Annotated in this window: 19 protein-coding genes; 8 read left to right on the top strand and 11 right to left on the bottom strand. The window is 58.3% G+C overall.

Translation table 11 applies throughout. The features are described from left to right. Positions 1-16: 16 nt before the first annotated feature. The 3 genes from ABNF92_RS16305 to ABNF92_RS16295 all read left to right on the top strand — a co-directional run bounded on the left by ABNF92_RS16305 (position 17) and on the right by ABNF92_RS16295 (position 2,575). A complete protein-coding gene (locus ABNF92_RS16305; protein WP_222465039.1) occupies positions 17-349 on the top strand; it encodes a Na+/H+ antiporter subunit G in 333 nt (110 codons plus the stop codon). Positions 350-445: 96 nt separating this feature from the next. Then, positions 446-727, top strand: a complete 282-nt coding sequence (locus ABNF92_RS16300; protein ID WP_069182951.1) for a pyrimidine/purine nucleoside phosphorylase — start codon at positions 446-448, stop codon at positions 725-727. Between the two features lie 204 nt (positions 728-931). Beyond that, positions 932-2,575, top strand: coding sequence for a fatty acid--CoA ligase (locus ABNF92_RS16295; protein ID WP_349342736.1), 1,644 nt, complete (start codon positions 932-934; stop codon positions 2,573-2,575). 60 nt (positions 2,576-2,635) lie between these two features. On the opposite strand, the gene ABNF92_RS16290 is transcribed toward ABNF92_RS16295, so the two are convergent. From ABNF92_RS16290 to ABNF92_RS16275, 4 genes are all read right to left on the bottom strand, one after another. Next, a complete protein-coding gene (locus tag ABNF92_RS16290) occupies positions 2,636-3,889 on the bottom strand; it encodes a D-amino acid dehydrogenase (protein ID WP_349342735.1) in 1,254 nt (417 codons plus the stop codon). 144 nt (positions 3,890-4,033) lie between these two features. Beyond that, a complete protein-coding gene (locus tag ABNF92_RS16285) occupies positions 4,034-4,390 on the bottom strand; it encodes a translation initiation factor Sui1 (protein ID WP_349342734.1) in 357 nt (118 codons plus the stop codon). Between the two features lie 35 nt (positions 4,391-4,425). Then, positions 4,426-4,953: a DUF4136 domain-containing protein gene (locus tag ABNF92_RS16280; RefSeq protein ID WP_174805033.1), complete on the bottom strand. Its 528-nt coding sequence runs from the start codon at positions 4,951-4,953 to the stop codon at positions 4,426-4,428. An 81-nt stretch (positions 4,954-5,034) separates the two neighbouring features. Then, positions 5,035-5,640 (bottom strand): YigZ family protein, encoded by a 606-nt coding sequence (locus tag ABNF92_RS16275; RefSeq protein ID WP_153633775.1) that lies wholly within the window; start codon positions 5,638-5,640, stop codon positions 5,035-5,037. A 12-nt stretch (positions 5,641-5,652) separates the two neighbouring features. Here ABNF92_RS16275 and ABNF92_RS16270 point away from each other — a divergent pair, with 12 nt between their 5' ends. Beyond that, entirely contained in the window at positions 5,653-5,853 is a 201-nt protein-coding gene (locus ABNF92_RS16270) for a hypothetical protein (RefSeq protein WP_083231763.1), read from the top strand. Here ABNF92_RS16270 and ABNF92_RS16265 read toward each other — a convergent pair. Both ABNF92_RS16265 and ABNF92_RS16260 read right to left on the bottom strand, forming a co-directional pair. Beyond that, the gene (locus ABNF92_RS16265; RefSeq protein ID WP_069182945.1) at positions 5,809-7,131 is read right to left on the bottom strand and encodes a HAMP domain-containing sensor histidine kinase; all 1,323 of its coding nucleotides are present in this window, start codon (positions 7,129-7,131) and stop codon (positions 5,809-5,811) included. The two genes, ABNF92_RS16270 and ABNF92_RS16265, sit on opposite strands and share 45 nt — an antisense overlap. Next, positions 7,128-7,814 carry a response regulator transcription factor gene (locus tag ABNF92_RS16260; RefSeq protein ID WP_069182944.1) on the bottom strand — a complete coding sequence of 229 codons (687 nt, stop codon included), beginning with the start codon at positions 7,812-7,814 and terminating at the stop codon, positions 7,128-7,130. Before ABNF92_RS16260 ends, ABNF92_RS16265 begins: the two co-directional genes overlap by 4 nt. 197 nt (positions 7,815-8,011) lie before the next feature. Here ABNF92_RS16260 and ABNF92_RS16255 point away from each other — a divergent pair, with 197 nt between their 5' ends. Both ABNF92_RS16255 and ABNF92_RS16250 read left to right on the top strand, forming a co-directional pair. After that, the gene (locus ABNF92_RS16255; RefSeq protein WP_349342733.1) at positions 8,012-9,178 is read left to right on the top strand and encodes a GNAT family N-acetyltransferase; all 1,167 of its coding nucleotides are present in this window, start codon (positions 8,012-8,014) and stop codon (positions 9,176-9,178) included. Positions 9,179-9,226: 48 nt separating this feature from the next. Further along, a complete protein-coding gene (locus ABNF92_RS16250; RefSeq protein WP_349342732.1) occupies positions 9,227-9,892 on the top strand; it encodes a hypothetical protein in 666 nt (221 codons plus the stop codon). 13 nt (positions 9,893-9,905) lie between these two features. On the opposite strand, the gene ABNF92_RS16245 is transcribed toward ABNF92_RS16250, so the two are convergent. Continuing rightward, a complete protein-coding gene (locus ABNF92_RS16245) occupies positions 9,906-10,121 on the bottom strand; it encodes a dodecin (RefSeq protein ID WP_069182941.1) in 216 nt (71 codons plus the stop codon). A gap of 193 nt (positions 10,122-10,314) precedes the next feature. Between ABNF92_RS16245 and ABNF92_RS16240 the strand changes: the two genes are divergently transcribed. Then, positions 10,315-11,085 (top strand): DUF3750 domain-containing protein, encoded by a 771-nt coding sequence (locus tag ABNF92_RS16240; protein ID WP_349342731.1) that lies wholly within the window; start codon positions 10,315-10,317, stop codon positions 11,083-11,085. Between the two features lie 133 nt (positions 11,086-11,218). On the opposite strand, the gene ABNF92_RS16235 is transcribed toward ABNF92_RS16240, so the two are convergent. From ABNF92_RS16235 to ABNF92_RS16220, 4 genes are all read right to left on the bottom strand, one after another. Beyond that, positions 11,219-12,256 (bottom strand): hypothetical protein, encoded by a 1,038-nt coding sequence (locus ABNF92_RS16235; RefSeq protein WP_349342730.1) that lies wholly within the window; start codon positions 12,254-12,256, stop codon positions 11,219-11,221. Next, the gene (locus tag ABNF92_RS16230) at positions 12,256-12,531 is read right to left on the bottom strand and encodes a hypothetical protein (protein WP_349342729.1); all 276 of its coding nucleotides are present in this window, start codon (positions 12,529-12,531) and stop codon (positions 12,256-12,258) included. Before ABNF92_RS16230 ends, ABNF92_RS16235 begins: the two co-directional genes overlap by 1 nt. Before the next feature lie 88 nt (positions 12,532-12,619). Then, positions 12,620-12,931, bottom strand: a complete 312-nt coding sequence (locus tag ABNF92_RS16225; RefSeq protein ID WP_136629212.1) for an AzlD domain-containing protein — start codon at positions 12,929-12,931, stop codon at positions 12,620-12,622. Continuing rightward, positions 12,921-13,676, bottom strand: a complete 756-nt coding sequence (locus ABNF92_RS16220; protein ID WP_136629213.1) for an AzlC family ABC transporter permease — start codon at positions 13,674-13,676, stop codon at positions 12,921-12,923. Before ABNF92_RS16220 ends, ABNF92_RS16225 begins: the two co-directional genes overlap by 11 nt. Positions 13,677-14,044: 368 nt before the next feature. Here ABNF92_RS16220 and ABNF92_RS16215 point away from each other — a divergent pair, with 368 nt between their 5' ends. After that, entirely contained in the window at positions 14,045-15,142 is a 1,098-nt protein-coding gene (locus ABNF92_RS16215; RefSeq protein WP_349342728.1) for a Glu/Leu/Phe/Val dehydrogenase, read from the top strand. Positions 15,143-15,150 lie beyond the last annotated feature (8 nt).

Genomic DNA, 15,150 nt, shown 5'->3' with positions numbered 1-15,150 from the left:
CAGGAGAAATGTCACGATGAGCCTGATTGCGGAATACCTCATATCAGCGCTGCTGCTACTGGGTGGCGCTTTTACACTGATAGGCGCCATAGGTCTTGCAAGACTTCCGGATTTCTTCACCCGCCTGCATGGCCCAACAAAAGCCACAACAGTGGGCGTTGGCGCGATCATGCTGAGCTCCGTGTTTTATTTCAGTGCCAATGGCGCAGGAATCGGTATCTCAGAAATCCTTATCACTGTATTTCTGCTGATGACCGCCCCGGTAAGTGCAAACATTCTGGCCAAGGCAGCGATGCATATCGGCGTCAAAACCATGGAAAATACCGAGGGTAACCCCTGGGACCAGTGAAAACCCTGATCGAGCATCCTGATCAGCATTTTGTCATTGGAGTTCAAGAAAATTGCCGTATAGTAGGCTCCCAAACTTATTCGAGGAGCCCAGCACATGCTGAAAGTAAATGAATATTTCGACGGCAAGGCAAAATCCATCGCCTTCCAGACCTCCACCCTGCCTGCCACGGTCGGCGTCATCAGCCCGGGCGAGTATGAATTTGGCACCAGCAAGAAAGAAACCATGACCGTCATCAGTGGCGCTCTGACCGTCCTGCTGCCGGGCATGGACGAGTGGATGACCTATGGTGCGGGCGAAAGCTTCGATGTCGCGGGCCAGGCCAGTTTCAAGGCCAAGACCGATATCGATACAGCCTATCTTTGCACCTACGAGTAAGTGCGCACCTGCCTGTGATTCGACACCTCTGAGTGTCGCGTCAGCGCTGACGGACGTGTCCGCAGAGCGAAACGGAATTTGCATCTAAGCCACCGTTCGCTCTGCATTTTTTCACTGTTACCGGTTCCTGTTTCAGCCAAACTGTGTCAGATTTATTCCTGTTTCTCGCGATAACACCAACAACTGGGAAAGAGGAAACAGGTAATGGCACAGACCCGCATTCTGCCCCCGGCTGAAAACGCCTACGAGTACCCGCTGCTGATCAAACGACTCCTGCTGTCCGGCCCCAGGTATAACCCGGACCAGGAAATTGTCTACTCCAACCGCAGCAAGTACACATACACAGATCTGGTTGAGCGCATCCACCGCCTGGCCAACGCACTGACCGATGCCGGCGTGAAGCCTGGTGATACCGTTGCAGTGATGGACTGGGATACGCCCCGGTACCTCGAGTGTTTCTTTGCCATTCCGATGATTGGGGCGATTCTGCACACGGTCAACATCCGGCTGTCTCCGGATCAGATTGTCTACACCATGAACCACGCCGAAGACGATGTGGTGCTGGTACACGACGACTTCCTCCCGATCATTGACGCTGTCAAGGGCGAGATCAAAACGGTCAAGACCTGGATTCAGCTCACCGACGACGATGCCGCGAAACAGGCACCGGTTGAAACCATCGGCGAATACGAGAACCTCCTGGCGAAGGCCAATGATAAGTTCGACTTCCCCGATTTCGACGAAAACAGTGTCGCAACCACGTTCTACACTACCGGTACCACAGGCAATCCGAAGGGCGTTTACTTCAGCCACCGCCAGCTGGTACTACATACACTGGCCATGACCGGCACCGTAGCGTCGTTTGATGAGATGCCGCTGATGCGCTCCTCGTCGGTTTACATGCCGGTCACCCCGATGTTCCACGTGCACGCCTGGGGTGTTCCCTATGCCGCCACCATGATGGGCATCAAGCAGGTTTACCCCGGTCGCTACGAGCCGGAGTTGCTGGTCGACCTTATCAAAGAGCATAAAGTCACCTTCTCCCACTGCGTGCCCACCATCATGCAGATGATGATGGCCACAGAGTCCATCAAGACCGCCGATTTGAGCAACTGGCACGTGCTGATCGGCGGCAGCGCGCTGACTAAAGGTCTGTGCGATGCCGGGGCCAAGCTTGGCATCAAGATGTTCACCGCCTACGGCATGTCCGAGACCTGCCCGCTGCTGTGCGCTTCCCACCTGAAACCGGAAGACCTGGAGTTGCCTCTTGAGCAGCAAACCGCAAAACGCGTGAAGACCGGTATTGCAACGCCAATGGTTGAACTGGAAATCGTGGATCCTGAGGGCAACCCGGTACCCCACGACGGCGAGGCGAAGGGTGAAATCGTGGCACGCGCCCCCTGGTTGACCCAGGGCTACTTCAAAGAGCCCGAGAAAGGCGAACAGCTCTGGGAAGGCGGCTGGCTCCACACCGGCGATGTTGCTTCCATGGAGCCCGACAACACCATCACCATCAAGGATCGCATCAAGGATGTGATCAAGACCGGTGGTGAGTGGCTGTCGTCACTGGACCTTGAAAACCTGATCAGCCAGCATCCGGCCGTCGCCGGCGCTGCCGTGGTGGGTGTGCCCGATGAAAAATGGGGCGAGCGTCCTCACGCTCTGGTTACCCTCAAGCAAGGTGAACAAGCCAGTGCCGAGGATATCCAGAACCACCTGAAGCAGTTTGTGGAGAGTGGCGAGATCAATAAATGGGCAATCCCCGAGCATATTGATTTTGTCGAGGATATTCCGAAGACCAGTGTTGGCAAGATCAACAAGAAGCTGATTCGGGATCAGTTGCAGTAAACCGGCCGAACGCTGAAGACTGGGGCCAGATGAAGGCTTTCATCTGGCCCCGTTTCATTTCTATAGCCCGGAAAACGTAAAATCCACCTCAGGCTTGCGACCGTCAATAATGTCCGCGAGTGCCGCGGCAGAACCACAGGAATGGGTCCACCCCAGGGTGCCGTGCCCGGTATTCAGGTACAGGTTGGCAAAGTGGCTCTTTCCGATGTAGGGCACATTGGAGGGAGTTGCCGGCCGCAGACCGGTCCAGAATTCGGCCTGGTCCCAGTAGCCCGCCTCTGGCATAACTTCCGCAGTGCGCCGGACGATGGCGCGACAACGGGTGTAATTCAGTTTCCGGCTGTAGCCACTGAGTTCTGCCGTGCCTGCCACACGCATGCGATCGCCCAGGCGTGAGAATACCAGCTTGTACTCGTCGTCGGTCAGGCTGACCTGGAACGCTGCCTCTTCGTTTTTCACCGGCACGGTAATCGAATAACCCTTGGCCGGATAGATGTTCAGGAAAATGCCCAGCTGCCGGGCGAGTGCCGCACTGAAGCTCCCCATGCTCAGCACGTAGGCGTCTGCACGGAGCGTCTCATGGTGGCCGTCGTGAAGGGTCTGGACGCCAAGCACCCGTTCACCGGCACGCTCGAACGCCAGAATTTCAGTGCCGTACCGGAACTCTACTCCCGCCTCGGCGCAGCGTTTTGCCAGGTTCTGGGTAAACATCCGGGCATCACCGGACTCATCCTCTGAGGTGTAGGTTGCACCCGCGATCCGGTTCTGGATCGGTTTGAGTGCCGGCTCCAGTTCAACTGCGCGGTCAGCGTCGATGATCTGCCGGTCACAGCCAAGATCCTGCATGATTCGGGTAGGCTCGATCGCGCCATCAAATTCGGCCGGATTTGTATAGAAATGCAGGATACCCTTCTCGAGGTGGTTGTACTCTATACCGGCCTCCTTGCGAAGAGCCTGCAACTGGCTACGGCTGTAGGTGCCAAGGTTCACCATCTGGCGGATATTGTGAGCGGCCCTGGCCGACGTGCATTGCCCCAGGAAGGAGAGCGCCCAGCGCCACTGGTTGGGATCCAGCCTTGGCCGGAACAGCAGAGGCGCGTCCGGCTTGGTGAGCCATTTCAACACCTTCAGGGGCGCTGATGGATTGGCCCAGGGTTCGGCATGGGAGACCGAGATCTGCCCCCCGTTGGCATAACTGGTCTCCACACCGGCCTGGTTCTGGCGATCAACCACGGTTACCTGGTGCCCCTGCTTCTGCAGATACCAGGCTGTGGTAATGCCCACAACGCCTGCGCCCAAAACCAGTATATGCATGCTCGCCTCCGGTCGAACGGAAACCGCCATCCCACAGGATATTCCCGGGGATTTTCGGCCAGATTCCAGTTGATGTGAAACTCGGGATTCGTTCTTCGCAGGGTCTATTGTAACGTGAGCATAAAGGAATTGCGTGTTATACCATCAGCCACCGGAGCGCTTGACGGTCCACCCTTTCTGTTCGAGAAGTGGAACCAGGAGGTCCCGCTGGTCGCCCTGAATCTCGACTACGCCGTCTTTTACCGTACCACCGGTGCCGCATTTGGCTTTCAACACCTTGGCGTAAGCCTTCAGCTCCTTGTCATCCAGTGGAATGCCGGTAATCAAGGTGACACCCTTGCCTTTGCGGCCCTTGGTTTCCCGGCTCACCCGGACAATGCCGTCGCCGGCCGGCCGCGACGCTGCAGCGCAGATGCACTCGTTCACCGGGTTACGGCAATCGGGGCACATGCGCCCCTGTTCTGTCGAGAAAACCAGGCCGCCCTCAGATCGCTTCTTCATTCCGTCTCCGTGCCATTCCGGTCTTGCCCGGTCTTTCAATCAAGACCGGGGGGATACTTGGTAAACATTTCAGCCACGACCTCGTCGATCAGCTCCCTGCGGGTCTCGGGTGACTGGTTTTCATTGAGGTAGCGGCGACTGGCTGCGCGCCAGACAACTTCCTTCGACTTGCTGTCCGCCAGTTCGACCACCAGCTTGCCCTCTTCAATTTCACGCACCGGTGGCGGCGCGGACAAGGCCCAGCCGAAATTTCCGCTACCAAAGCCAAACCCGAGGCCCAGGCCAGTCTGTTCGAGCCTCTCTTCCGGCACAATCTGCCAGCTTACAAGCAAATCCGCTTCTGCCTCAGGCACCTGTCGCAACGCTTTGCGATTCAGCTCCCTCTCAACTGCACTGCGTACCCGTGTGCCGTCGAGCGAGGTGAATGACGACTCGTTCGTACCACTGGCAAACGCCCAGGATGAATAATTCCCAAAAACCACAGACGAGTTGTAGTCGGTCACCACATTGCTGGCGCAACCGGTCATGGCCAGTGTGACAAGCGCCAACATCAGAAAACGCATCATGATTTCTGCCCTCGGTTGAGAATTCGCTTTTTCAACAGTATACGCTTAGCGGACGCGGTACGATGCCCCCGGGATCCATCACCTTTCAAAACTGTAATCCAGCTTCTGGGCATCGCAGAAAGCCCCGAACGCTGCCAGTTGGTCCTCCGGAACCAGAACCCGGGCGCGAACGGACGCGCCATAATCAACAGACTCCACCGATGCACCGTTAACGTCGCACCAGTGTCGCAGGGGCTGTTCATCGGCGAAGGACAGGGAAACCAGCGCGTCCGTCATGGGTGTTTGCACCACCCGGTCAACCGCTGACAGCACGCTCTCTGCCGCCCCGGCATAGGCCCGCACCAGTCCGCCGGCACCCAGCTTGATCCCGCCGAAGTACCGGATAACCATCACCAGGACATCGCCCATATCCTTGTGCTGAATCACGTTGAGAATCGGCTTCCCGGCGGTTCCAGAGGGTTCGCCATCGTCGTTCATGGCGGCCTCAGCGGCAGAACCGGGGCGGCCGATCTGGTAGGCCCAGCAGATATGGCGGGCGTCCGGGTGGTCCTGGTGTGCCTGCTCCAGCCAGTCTTTCACCTCCTCCCGGGAACTCACGGGCGCTACCCGGGCAATGAACCGGCTTTTCTTCACTTCCGTTTCACGCTCAAGGTATCCTGCCGGAACGGGGTAATCTTTTTTCATGGACACCGACCTATGGCCTCTGAAGACGAATACAACAACCCGGGCACTGCCAAACCCGCAAGAATCCGCAAAGCAGCGTGCGGAATTCGCTTTGACGAGGACGAGTTGCAGGAGGGTATCGACTTTTCCGGCGCGGAGAAACTCAAGCCCTCCGATCCGGAGCCAGAATCAGCCACCGCCGAAAAACACAGGAAGGCGAAGCGTCACCCTTAAGCCTCCATGCTCGCCCGCCGCTGCCGCGATCGTTCCATCGTGGGCAGCAACAATGTCTCTGGCGATGGCCAGGCCCAGGCCCCATCCCTTACCGCCGCGGGACTTGTCCGCCCGGAAGAACGGCTCAAAAAGCTGACCAATCATCTCATCCGCTACGCCTGGCCCTTCGTCATCAACCGTCAGAGTCAACAAATCATCGGCCACCGTGACCGCCAAGTGAACAGCTCTGCCTGGTGGTGTGTGATCAAGGGCGTTTTGAAGGATGTTGTCGATTGCTCGCTGCAGAAGCCCCTCATCACCCAATACCGATGCCCGCGAGCTTTCAGGCGACACCACGAGCTTGCAGTCCACCCCCTGGTGTTCGGCATAATCGGCCGCATCCGTGAGCACCTGATTGACTACATGTACCAGCCGGAGGGGCTCGCGCTCAATATTGCCGCCGGCCTCCGTAACCCGGTACAGCGTCAGTATCTGCCCGGTCATGGTTTCGAGCCGCTCGTTCTGGCGCAGAATACTCGCCATGAGCTCTTCGTCTGCGCCGGCTTCGTTCGCCAGTTCAATGGCAATACGCTGGCGGGTGAGCGGCGTTCGCAGATCGTGGGAAATATCCCGAAGCAAGTGTTTCTGGCGATCCAGGAGACTGCAAAGCTGCTCTGTCATGGCATTGAAGGCTGTTGCCAGTTGCCCTACCTCATCCCTGCGTTGCGCGATCTTGTCGCTGACCCTGAGTGAATTGTCCCCTCCCGCAATCGCGCGGGCGGTGGTTTCCATATGCCGCAGCGGTCTTGATACCATGCGGGCAATCCACCAGCACGCCAGGGAAATCATCAATAGAGCCAGACCCAGCTCGATAGCCCGGAAGAACCTGGGGTTGAGCCAGCCGGCGCCCTGCACCCGCGGCCAGGCCACCAGGCGGTAATCACCGCCCACATCCAGAACCGCCGGTTTCTGCGGGTACCAGCCGGATTTCATTCGGTCGCGAATGAACGAAGGCAGCTTGCCATCATTTTCATCCTGCTCCAGCAGCACCAGAAACAGTTCAAGACGCTCGCCCTCGTCCCTCAGAAAACGCCAGGCAGCGCTTCGATCACCAGCCTCACGGATAGCGATTGCCTCCTCGGCCAGGTCCCTGAGCCCTGCCTGCCGCTCGATCGCTTCCCGTTCGCGATCCAGGAGCATTCTGGTTGCCAGGTTACTGGCCACCACGGTGACCGCCATGGCCAGCCAGATGGAGAGGAAGATCCGCCAGAACAGCGGGAACATGGGCCGCTGCTTCATTCCGGCACCCGATAGCTGTAACCCAGCCCCCGAACGGTCTCAATCCGGGGCGGATCGTCGTTGCCCAGCTTTTTGCGAAGGTTACTGATGTGCATATCCAGAGTTCGGTCGTAGGCCTCGAGCCGGCGTCCCAGGGCCCATTGCATCAGGTCCGTTTTGCGTACGACGCTGCCGGCATGGGCCAGAAGGACCTGGAGAACCTCGTATTCGGTGGCGGTCAGTTCCATGGCTACATCGTTCTGATAAATCCGGCGATGGCCGGGCTCGACTCTCAGATCGCCATAGGTCCGGGCCGCATTGACTTCGGTTTTCTGGTCCCAGGCAATCCGCCGCAACAGTGCCTGCAGCCGGGCCACCAGCTCGCGAGGGTTGCAGGGCTTGGGAATGTAATCATCAGCACCGACTTCAAAACCCACAATCCGATCGGTTTCATCGCCTCGGGCAGTCAGCAGCACAACCGGCAGATGCGTCTCTGCCCTCAATTCCCGCAACACCTCAAGACCACTGATGTCGGGCAACATGATGTCGAGCACGACAATATCGCAGTCCTGGCCAAGCGCCAGGGCGAGTCCGTCCCGCCCGTTTGCCGCCTCGCGAACGGTGAACCCCTGATTGGTCAGGTAACGTGCGAGCAGTTGCCGTAATTCATCATCGTCTTCGACCAGTAACACCCTGTTCTGCATCTTGCCTCTCCAACTGTCGTGCCGGCCACCATAGCTGGATGAAGTCTAACACGCTCGGGGTATAGTGCCGGGCTGGCCCTGCCCGCTTTGCAGAACCTTTACACAGTCACAGACGAGGTTCCGGAGGGCCGCCGAGGGTGATCAAAAGCCATGTTCTGACGTATGGTAACGGGTACACACAGGAGTTTTCCCGCACCATGCCAGAATCCGGACAAGCGACTCTTACCCTGGAAACCTGCGCCAGCCTCAATGACATTCCCGCACGAGAGTGGGAACGACTGGCGGGCTGCACCAACCCTTTTCTTCGCTACGAGTTTTTCCAGGCTCTCGAAGCCTCCGGCTGCACGTCCGAAGCCACCGGTTGGTCTCCCAGCCACCTTGTGTTCAAGTCGGACGACAAAATCGTAGGCCTGGCACCGGCTTTCCTGAAAAGCCACTCCATGGGGGAATATGTTTTCGATTGGGCCTGGGCCGATGCCTATCAGCGACATGGCCTTGCGTACTATCCGAAATTGCTGATCGCCATCCCGTTTACGCCTTCTGCCGGGCCCCGACTGTTGCTGGCCCCGGACCTGCGGGAACAACTGACGCCCGAGCAGATTCATGATCTGCTGGACACGCTGACCGACAAACTGGGCGCCCACTCCTGGCACCTTCTCTTTCCGGACAGCGAGGACCAGAAACTGCTCCAGCACGACCAGGAGCTACACCGCATTGGATGCCAGTTCCACTGGCACAACCACGGTTACGGGAACTTCGAGGATTTCCTGGCAGCTCTGACGTCCCGCAAGCGAAAATCCATACGCAAGGAACGTCGCCAGGTTGCTGAACAGGGCATTTCCTTTGCCCGTTTCCACGGCCGGGATATTCCCGAGCATGTGCTGTCTGCCTTCTATGTGTTTTACCAGGCTACCTACCTGAAACGTGGCCAGCGGCCGTACCTCAACAAGCGCTTCTTTGAGCTGCTTCGGGAACAGTTACCCGAACATGTACACCTCGTGATCGCCCAGCGCGAAGGTGAAATGATTGCCGGGGCGCTGTTCCTGGCAGGCAAAACCACCCTGTACGGGCGTTACTGGGGGTGCCTGGACGAATACAACCACCTGCACTTCGAAACCTGCTATTACCAGGGCATCGAGCTGGCCATGGAGCTGGGGCTCAGCCACATTGACGCCGGCGCCCAGGGCGAGCATAAACTGGTGCGCGGCTTTGAACCGGTGATTACCCATTCCTGGCACGGAATCCTTCACCCCGGCTTCCGCGAGGCGATAGAAAACTTCACCCATGAAGAAGCCGAACACGTCCTCGGTTACTTCAAAGACGCACAATCTGTCCTACCCTTTCGACAGCAGACGCAGGATTAACTTCTATACTGAAAGACCCAGACAGGATTTGCGCAGGGGTCAGATATTATGGATGCAGACCCATTTTGGAGCACGGTATCGGCAGGTGGCCTGCCGCTCCTTCTTGCCGCCGGAGCGCTGGGCCTGGCGCTCATTGCCCTGTTTTTGGGTTCAGGGGCAAGACGCCGATACCAAGAGCAACTGACAGCGCTGCGTGAGCGCTCGGACACCCTATGGCGGGAAGTGGACGATATAAGAGTCGCGCAGTTCAATCGTCCCGGGGAGGCCGGCAACGGAGCGTCAGGCTCGCCGGTTGAAGAAGCCCGTTATCACACAGAAGTGGAAGCCTACAGCAAGATATGGCCCCAGGTATGGCATCTTCATGAACGCCTGGGCATGTTCCTGAGGGCGGTTGAAGCGGGCGAGGCCGCCGGCGAACTCAGACTGGAAGCCCGCAATGCTGCCCTGGAGGCCCGCAACCTGTTGAACCGGAACCGTCCGTTCTGCACCGAATCCGTTGATGAACTGGTTACCCGGCTGATCGATGCGGAAATAAAGGCCCACCTGGCTGCCTGCCAGTATCTGGATCTGCTCAAGGACGTCACCAGCGCCTCATCCAACCACGACCGCCGGGTATTGCAGGAAAAATGTCACAGCCTGCATGAGGGCGAAGCCCGGGAACTGATGAACCAGTTGGTTTCGTCTATCCGGCACCGGACCATTCGAAGCAGCTGAGGACCCGCCAGCCTTAGCTGTCAGCGATACGAAACCCTACTTTCATAACCACCTGATAATGGCCGACCTTGCCATCGACGATGTGGCCGCGGGTCTCGGTTACCTCAAACCACTCCATGTTGCGAACACTTTTGCCGCACTCCTCCAGTGCGTTCTCGATGGCGTCTTCAATGCTCTTCTTGGAAGACCCGACAATTTCCACTTTTTTGTACACATGATGGTCAGACATGGAACCCTCCTTAAAATCGCAGCTTGTAGTTTTCAGCCTAGAAGACAAGCCTGATGCCAGCAAACTACAGCCCGGCACAGTCCTCATCCGCAACAAGACGAAGGACGTATTTGTTCACTACAATGAATAACGCCATCCGGAACTTTCTGAGCCCCGACGAGTCCCGGATACCCTCACGTTCTGGATTGGATTCATGAAACGATTTCTGAAATACACCAGCTGGTTTGTCGGTGCGGTGCTCCTGCTGCTTTCCGGCCCAATCCTGCTGGCCACCAGCGGCAGCTTGCAGGGAGCGGAGAGCTGGCAGACAGCCACCCGGGAAAGCGCCCGCATTGCGCCCCTGCCAGAACAGGCCGACGAGGCCATCGTCCAGGTCTACGGGGCCCGGGCCTGGAGCTGGCGAGGCTACTTTGCAGTCCATACCTGGATAGCCACAAAGGAAAAAGGCGCCAGCCACTACCGGGTTCATGAGGTTACTGGCTGGCGCAGCTACGTGGTCAATTCCCGCCCGGGCGAACCCGACAGACACTGGTATGGTGCGAAACCGGAACTCTATGCTGATATCCGCGGAGAAGAGGCAGAAAAGCTTATTCCCGACATCTACCGGGCAGTGGAATCCTACCCCTACCCGACCGAATACGAAGCCTGGCCGGGCCCCAACAGCAATACCTTCGTGGCCTGGGTGATACGGGAGGTTCCTGGACTTGATGTCGCTTTGCCCAACCACGCTATTGGCAAGGACTACCTGGGCGATCGGGTGTTCGCAGAGGTTCCGGGTGGCGCTGGTTACCAGGTTTCGCTGGGCGGGTATTTTGGCGTGTTGGCAGGTGTCCGCGAAGGGCTGGAACTGAACCTTTTGGGTCTTTCTTTCGGGATTAACCCGTTGGCACTCGGAGTCAAGCTACCCGGCATTGGGGAACTGGCACTCAGAAATACCAACCCAATGCCAGAAGTCAGTCCCTAGGCACGGGAAACAGGCGGGCAGGGGTTCCCAAAAATGTGCGGAGCCAGGGATGGCGGAGCCAAGCCAACAGGGAAGTATTTACAGCGTTTTTTGGGAACCCCTGCCCGCCTGTTTCATACTCCAGATCCGGAAGTCATAGGCTGGCAAACTCCAGATACCGACTCGCAGCCTGCTTCTTCTCATCCTGGCTGTTCAGCATTTCCAGCCGCATTTTTTCGATGAGCTTCAGGTAGTCATCAAGCGGTGATTCGGGCTTGCCCGCGTCTTTGGACTCTTCGATAAACGCTTTTTGCTTTTCGCGGATTTCGTTCAGCTTCTCCAGTGCCGAGCGGATAGCCTCCACCCGAGCCTCAACCAGGCCGTTACCGCCGCGATCTGGTGAGCCGCGGTCAGAGCTCAGTACGGTCTCCGCGGCCGGCGCGTCGGCGGTATTCTGCTCTGCAAGATCGATTTCTTCCAGGGTGCGGACTTCGCCGTCGGTCGTCAGGTAAATACCGGAACCCTTGATCTGGCCCAGGGGCACGCCCTGACTGTTCGCCAGAGTGAATCGGTCGTCCACGCTATCCACGTAGAGGGCCTGAACTCCTACCTCCTCCAGGGACCTCAGAGCCTCTGAACCATCGGCGGTCTGAACCCAAACGGACAGCGATTTGAAGATCTCATCATTGGCATCAATCCAGCGGTTGCCATCGTCATCGAATCGAGCCAGCTCACTGAAGCCGGAGCCGCTCTGGGGGCCAAACAGTTCAGTGCCGTCGTCCACCTTTCCGTTGCCGTTGCGATCCAGCACCAGATAGCCGCTGCCACTGCCCAGGGTGGCGAACTGGCCGGTTTCTCCGTCGCCGTTCAGATCGAATTCGAACAGCGTGTCGGTCAGGCGCGCGGTGGCATTGCCAAAGTTAATCACCAGAGGATCGGTGAGCGGCCGTTCCTGGATTTGGACCAGCTCGGAATACTCGTAAGTGCGAGACTGCGACTGCCGTAGGGAGAGCGTGAAATCAATGGTTTCGCCATTCTCCAGGCTGATGGTGCCGGTAGAGGCAAAGCTTCTGGATTCGCTCTCCGAGTAGAACATGTAGCGCCCGGCGGAAACCGAAAGGCTGACACGACCCTCGACGCCAGCATCACCGCCCAGAGCCGCACGGCTTACGCTCAGCGCCTGCTGGCCCATCAGGAACAGCTCTGAGGTTTTCTCGCCAGCTGTGCACTGGTGAAAACGCTCTGCTGACCGTCACCCGTCACGGTGCTGCTTCCACTGAACGCGAGCTGCTCCTGGCTGCTGTAACGGTAGGCAGCCTGGCGCATGAGCGTCAGTTCAGAGCCCACCGCATTTTCATTAGCCCGGGGCGCTGGCGCTTGCCGGTTGATGCGCAGCTGGGTGCTGTCGAAAGCCGATACCTGGCGGGAACTGTCCTGGAAAAGCGAAATCTGGCTGGAGGAAATCATGGCTTCGGGTACCTGTGGTCACTACACAGGTATATCGGCCGGGCGGCACCAGACTTGAGCAGTTTTTGATCGCCTCAGGTTCGGGCGTTCAGTTCAGATAGCGCACAATACCGGCAGCGGCGATGCCAGCCGCTATCGCCGGCAGCGGCTTGCGCAGGGCCAGCATGATCACCGCAGTGACAATCAGGGCTGCCACTGCCCCAAGGTCGCCGCTGAAAGCCATGGGCACAATGATGGCAATCAGAACCGAGCTGGCCATGGTGTTGATAAAGCTCTCAATGCGGGGATTGATCTTTACGAACGACATGACGAAAGCACCGCCGAAACGGGTCGCCAGCGTGACCACTGTCATGATCGCGATCAGCAGGAGTATCCCGGCCGTGGTGGTTTCAATGGCCATCACTCGCCTCCTCAATATCCGGCTGCCGCTGGGTGTCTGCAGGTTTTTGCTCCAGCCAGAAAAACCCGATCGCGCCCCCTGCAAGCGCACCCACCACCACATGGGTATTGGGCGGCAGCCATTTCCAGGCCGCCAGTGATGCTACTGCGGCCACTGTCCAGGCCACGAGCACCCTGGATGATTTCTTGCCGCCGAGGGCCATGGCCAGCAGGAAGCAGCCCAGCACCATATCCAGCCCGAGGGCCTTGGGATTCTGTAGCAGCCCACCAAAGTAGACGCCCAGGCCAGTACCGATAATCCAGGCCAGCCACAAAGCCAGGCCGCCTCCCAGAATGACCTCCAGGTTGCGCCGGCCGCTCTGGTATTCCTGGGCAGACACCGCCCAGTTGGCGTCTGTCAGCAGCAGCAAAAGGCCGTAGCGCTTGCCAGGCGATACATCTCGGAGCATCGGGTACAGGGAAGCGCCCATCAGCAGGTGGCGGGAGTTAATGGCGAAGACCACGGCAATCATTGGGAGGACAGAGACTTGAGCGCCCCACATATCGACGGCGGCAAACTGGGAGGCCCCGGCAAAGACCGTGGCACTCATCAGCACGGCCTGAAGTGGTTCAAGACCTTTCTGGGTAGCGGCCAGCCCAAAGGCAGCGCCGAACGCCACCACAAACAAGGAGATGGGAAGTAGCCGGAAAAACTCCACCCGCACCCGGGCCGGCTGAAGCTGATAAGAATAGGAAGCGACAGACATCAGGGGAAACTAGGCCAGTTTCCCCGAAACGCGTATAGGTAGTTCCCGCAGAAACCACCAGATCTGCGACTAATGGACCAGATCCGAGCAGAAAGCGCGAATAGATAAACCCGTGATTACGCCGAAACTTTCCAGGAAAGCCTGTAAACCGAAGAACCACCACCGCACCGAATAGTTCACTTTTGCATGTTGACGTTAACGTTAAATGCGGCTAGTTTGTTTTTCGTCCAGCCCCAAAAGGGCAGTTTCAATGGGTAACCCCCAAGCGAAAAGCGGACACCTGAAATCGTAACGCCGGCCACAAGCCGGTCGACAAGAACAAGATACCCGCTCATGCCGAGATCCGGCCGGTGGGAGAGGATTTCACAATGCTATTCAGCCATCCCGAGTTCGATAACCACGAACATCTGTCCTTTTTCTGCGATCCCGAAACCGGCCTGAAGGCCATCGTTGCTATCCATAACACGTCCCGCGGCCCCGCACTGGGTGGCTGCCGAATGTTTCCCTATGCCTCCGATGAAGAGGCGGTGCGCGATGTATTGCGGCTTTCACGGGGCATGACCTACAAGTCGGCCCTAGCCAATCTGGATCTGGGTGGCGGCAAGTCGGTGATTATTGGCGACCCGCGCAAACAGAAAACCGAAGCGCTGATGGAGGCCATGGGCCGTCATCTGGAAAGTCTGGGCGGTCAGTACATTGCGGCAGAGGATTCAGGCACCAGCGTACCGGACCTCCAAATCATGGGCCGACACACTGGCCACGTTGCCGGCATCGCCTCGCGGACCGGTTTCGACGGCAATCCCAGTAACGGCGACCCATCACCGGCAACTGCCTATGGGACTTTTATTGGCCTGAAGGCAGCGGTGAAACACAAACTCGGACGGGATAACCTCAACGGCTTGAAGGTGGCCATTCAGGGCATCGGCAATGTTGGTTTCCGGCTGGCCAGACACCTCAAGGACGCTGGCGCTGATCTCTGGGTGTATGACATCCACGAAGACAACATGCAACGAGCGGTGGATCAGCTAGGGGCCAGACCGGCCGCTGCCGAGGACATTCTTTCCCTGCCGGTCGACGTGGTTGCGCCCTGTGCTATGGGCGCGGTACTGAACGATCACAGCATTCCCCAGCTGAAGGCCCGCATTGTCGCCGGCGCCGCAAATAACCTGCTGGAACACCCGGAGCATGATGCCATGCTGCGGGACCGGGGCATCCTCTATGCGCCGGATTTTGCCATCAACGCCGGTGGCATCATCGATGTGTTCTACGAGCGCACTGGCGCCACTCCGGAAACCGTTCGGGCCCACGTCGAGACCATCGGCGACACCCTGACCGAAATCTTCAACCGTTCCGATCGCTCAGGGCGCCCCACCGGGGAGATCGCCAACGAACTGGCGGAAGAACGGTTCAAAAAGCACACCGTCGGAGCCAGCCTGGCACCCGAGCGGTTGGCTCGCACCGGCTGAGCTGACAC

It is taken from the genome of Marinobacter sp. MMG032, from assembly GCF_040112695.1.
Taxonomy (GTDB): Bacteria; Pseudomonadota; Gammaproteobacteria; order Pseudomonadales; family Oleiphilaceae; genus Marinobacter; species Marinobacter salsuginis.
The sequence above is the reverse complement of the archived record's forward strand: the minus strand, read 5'-3'. Positions and strand labels throughout refer to the sequence as shown.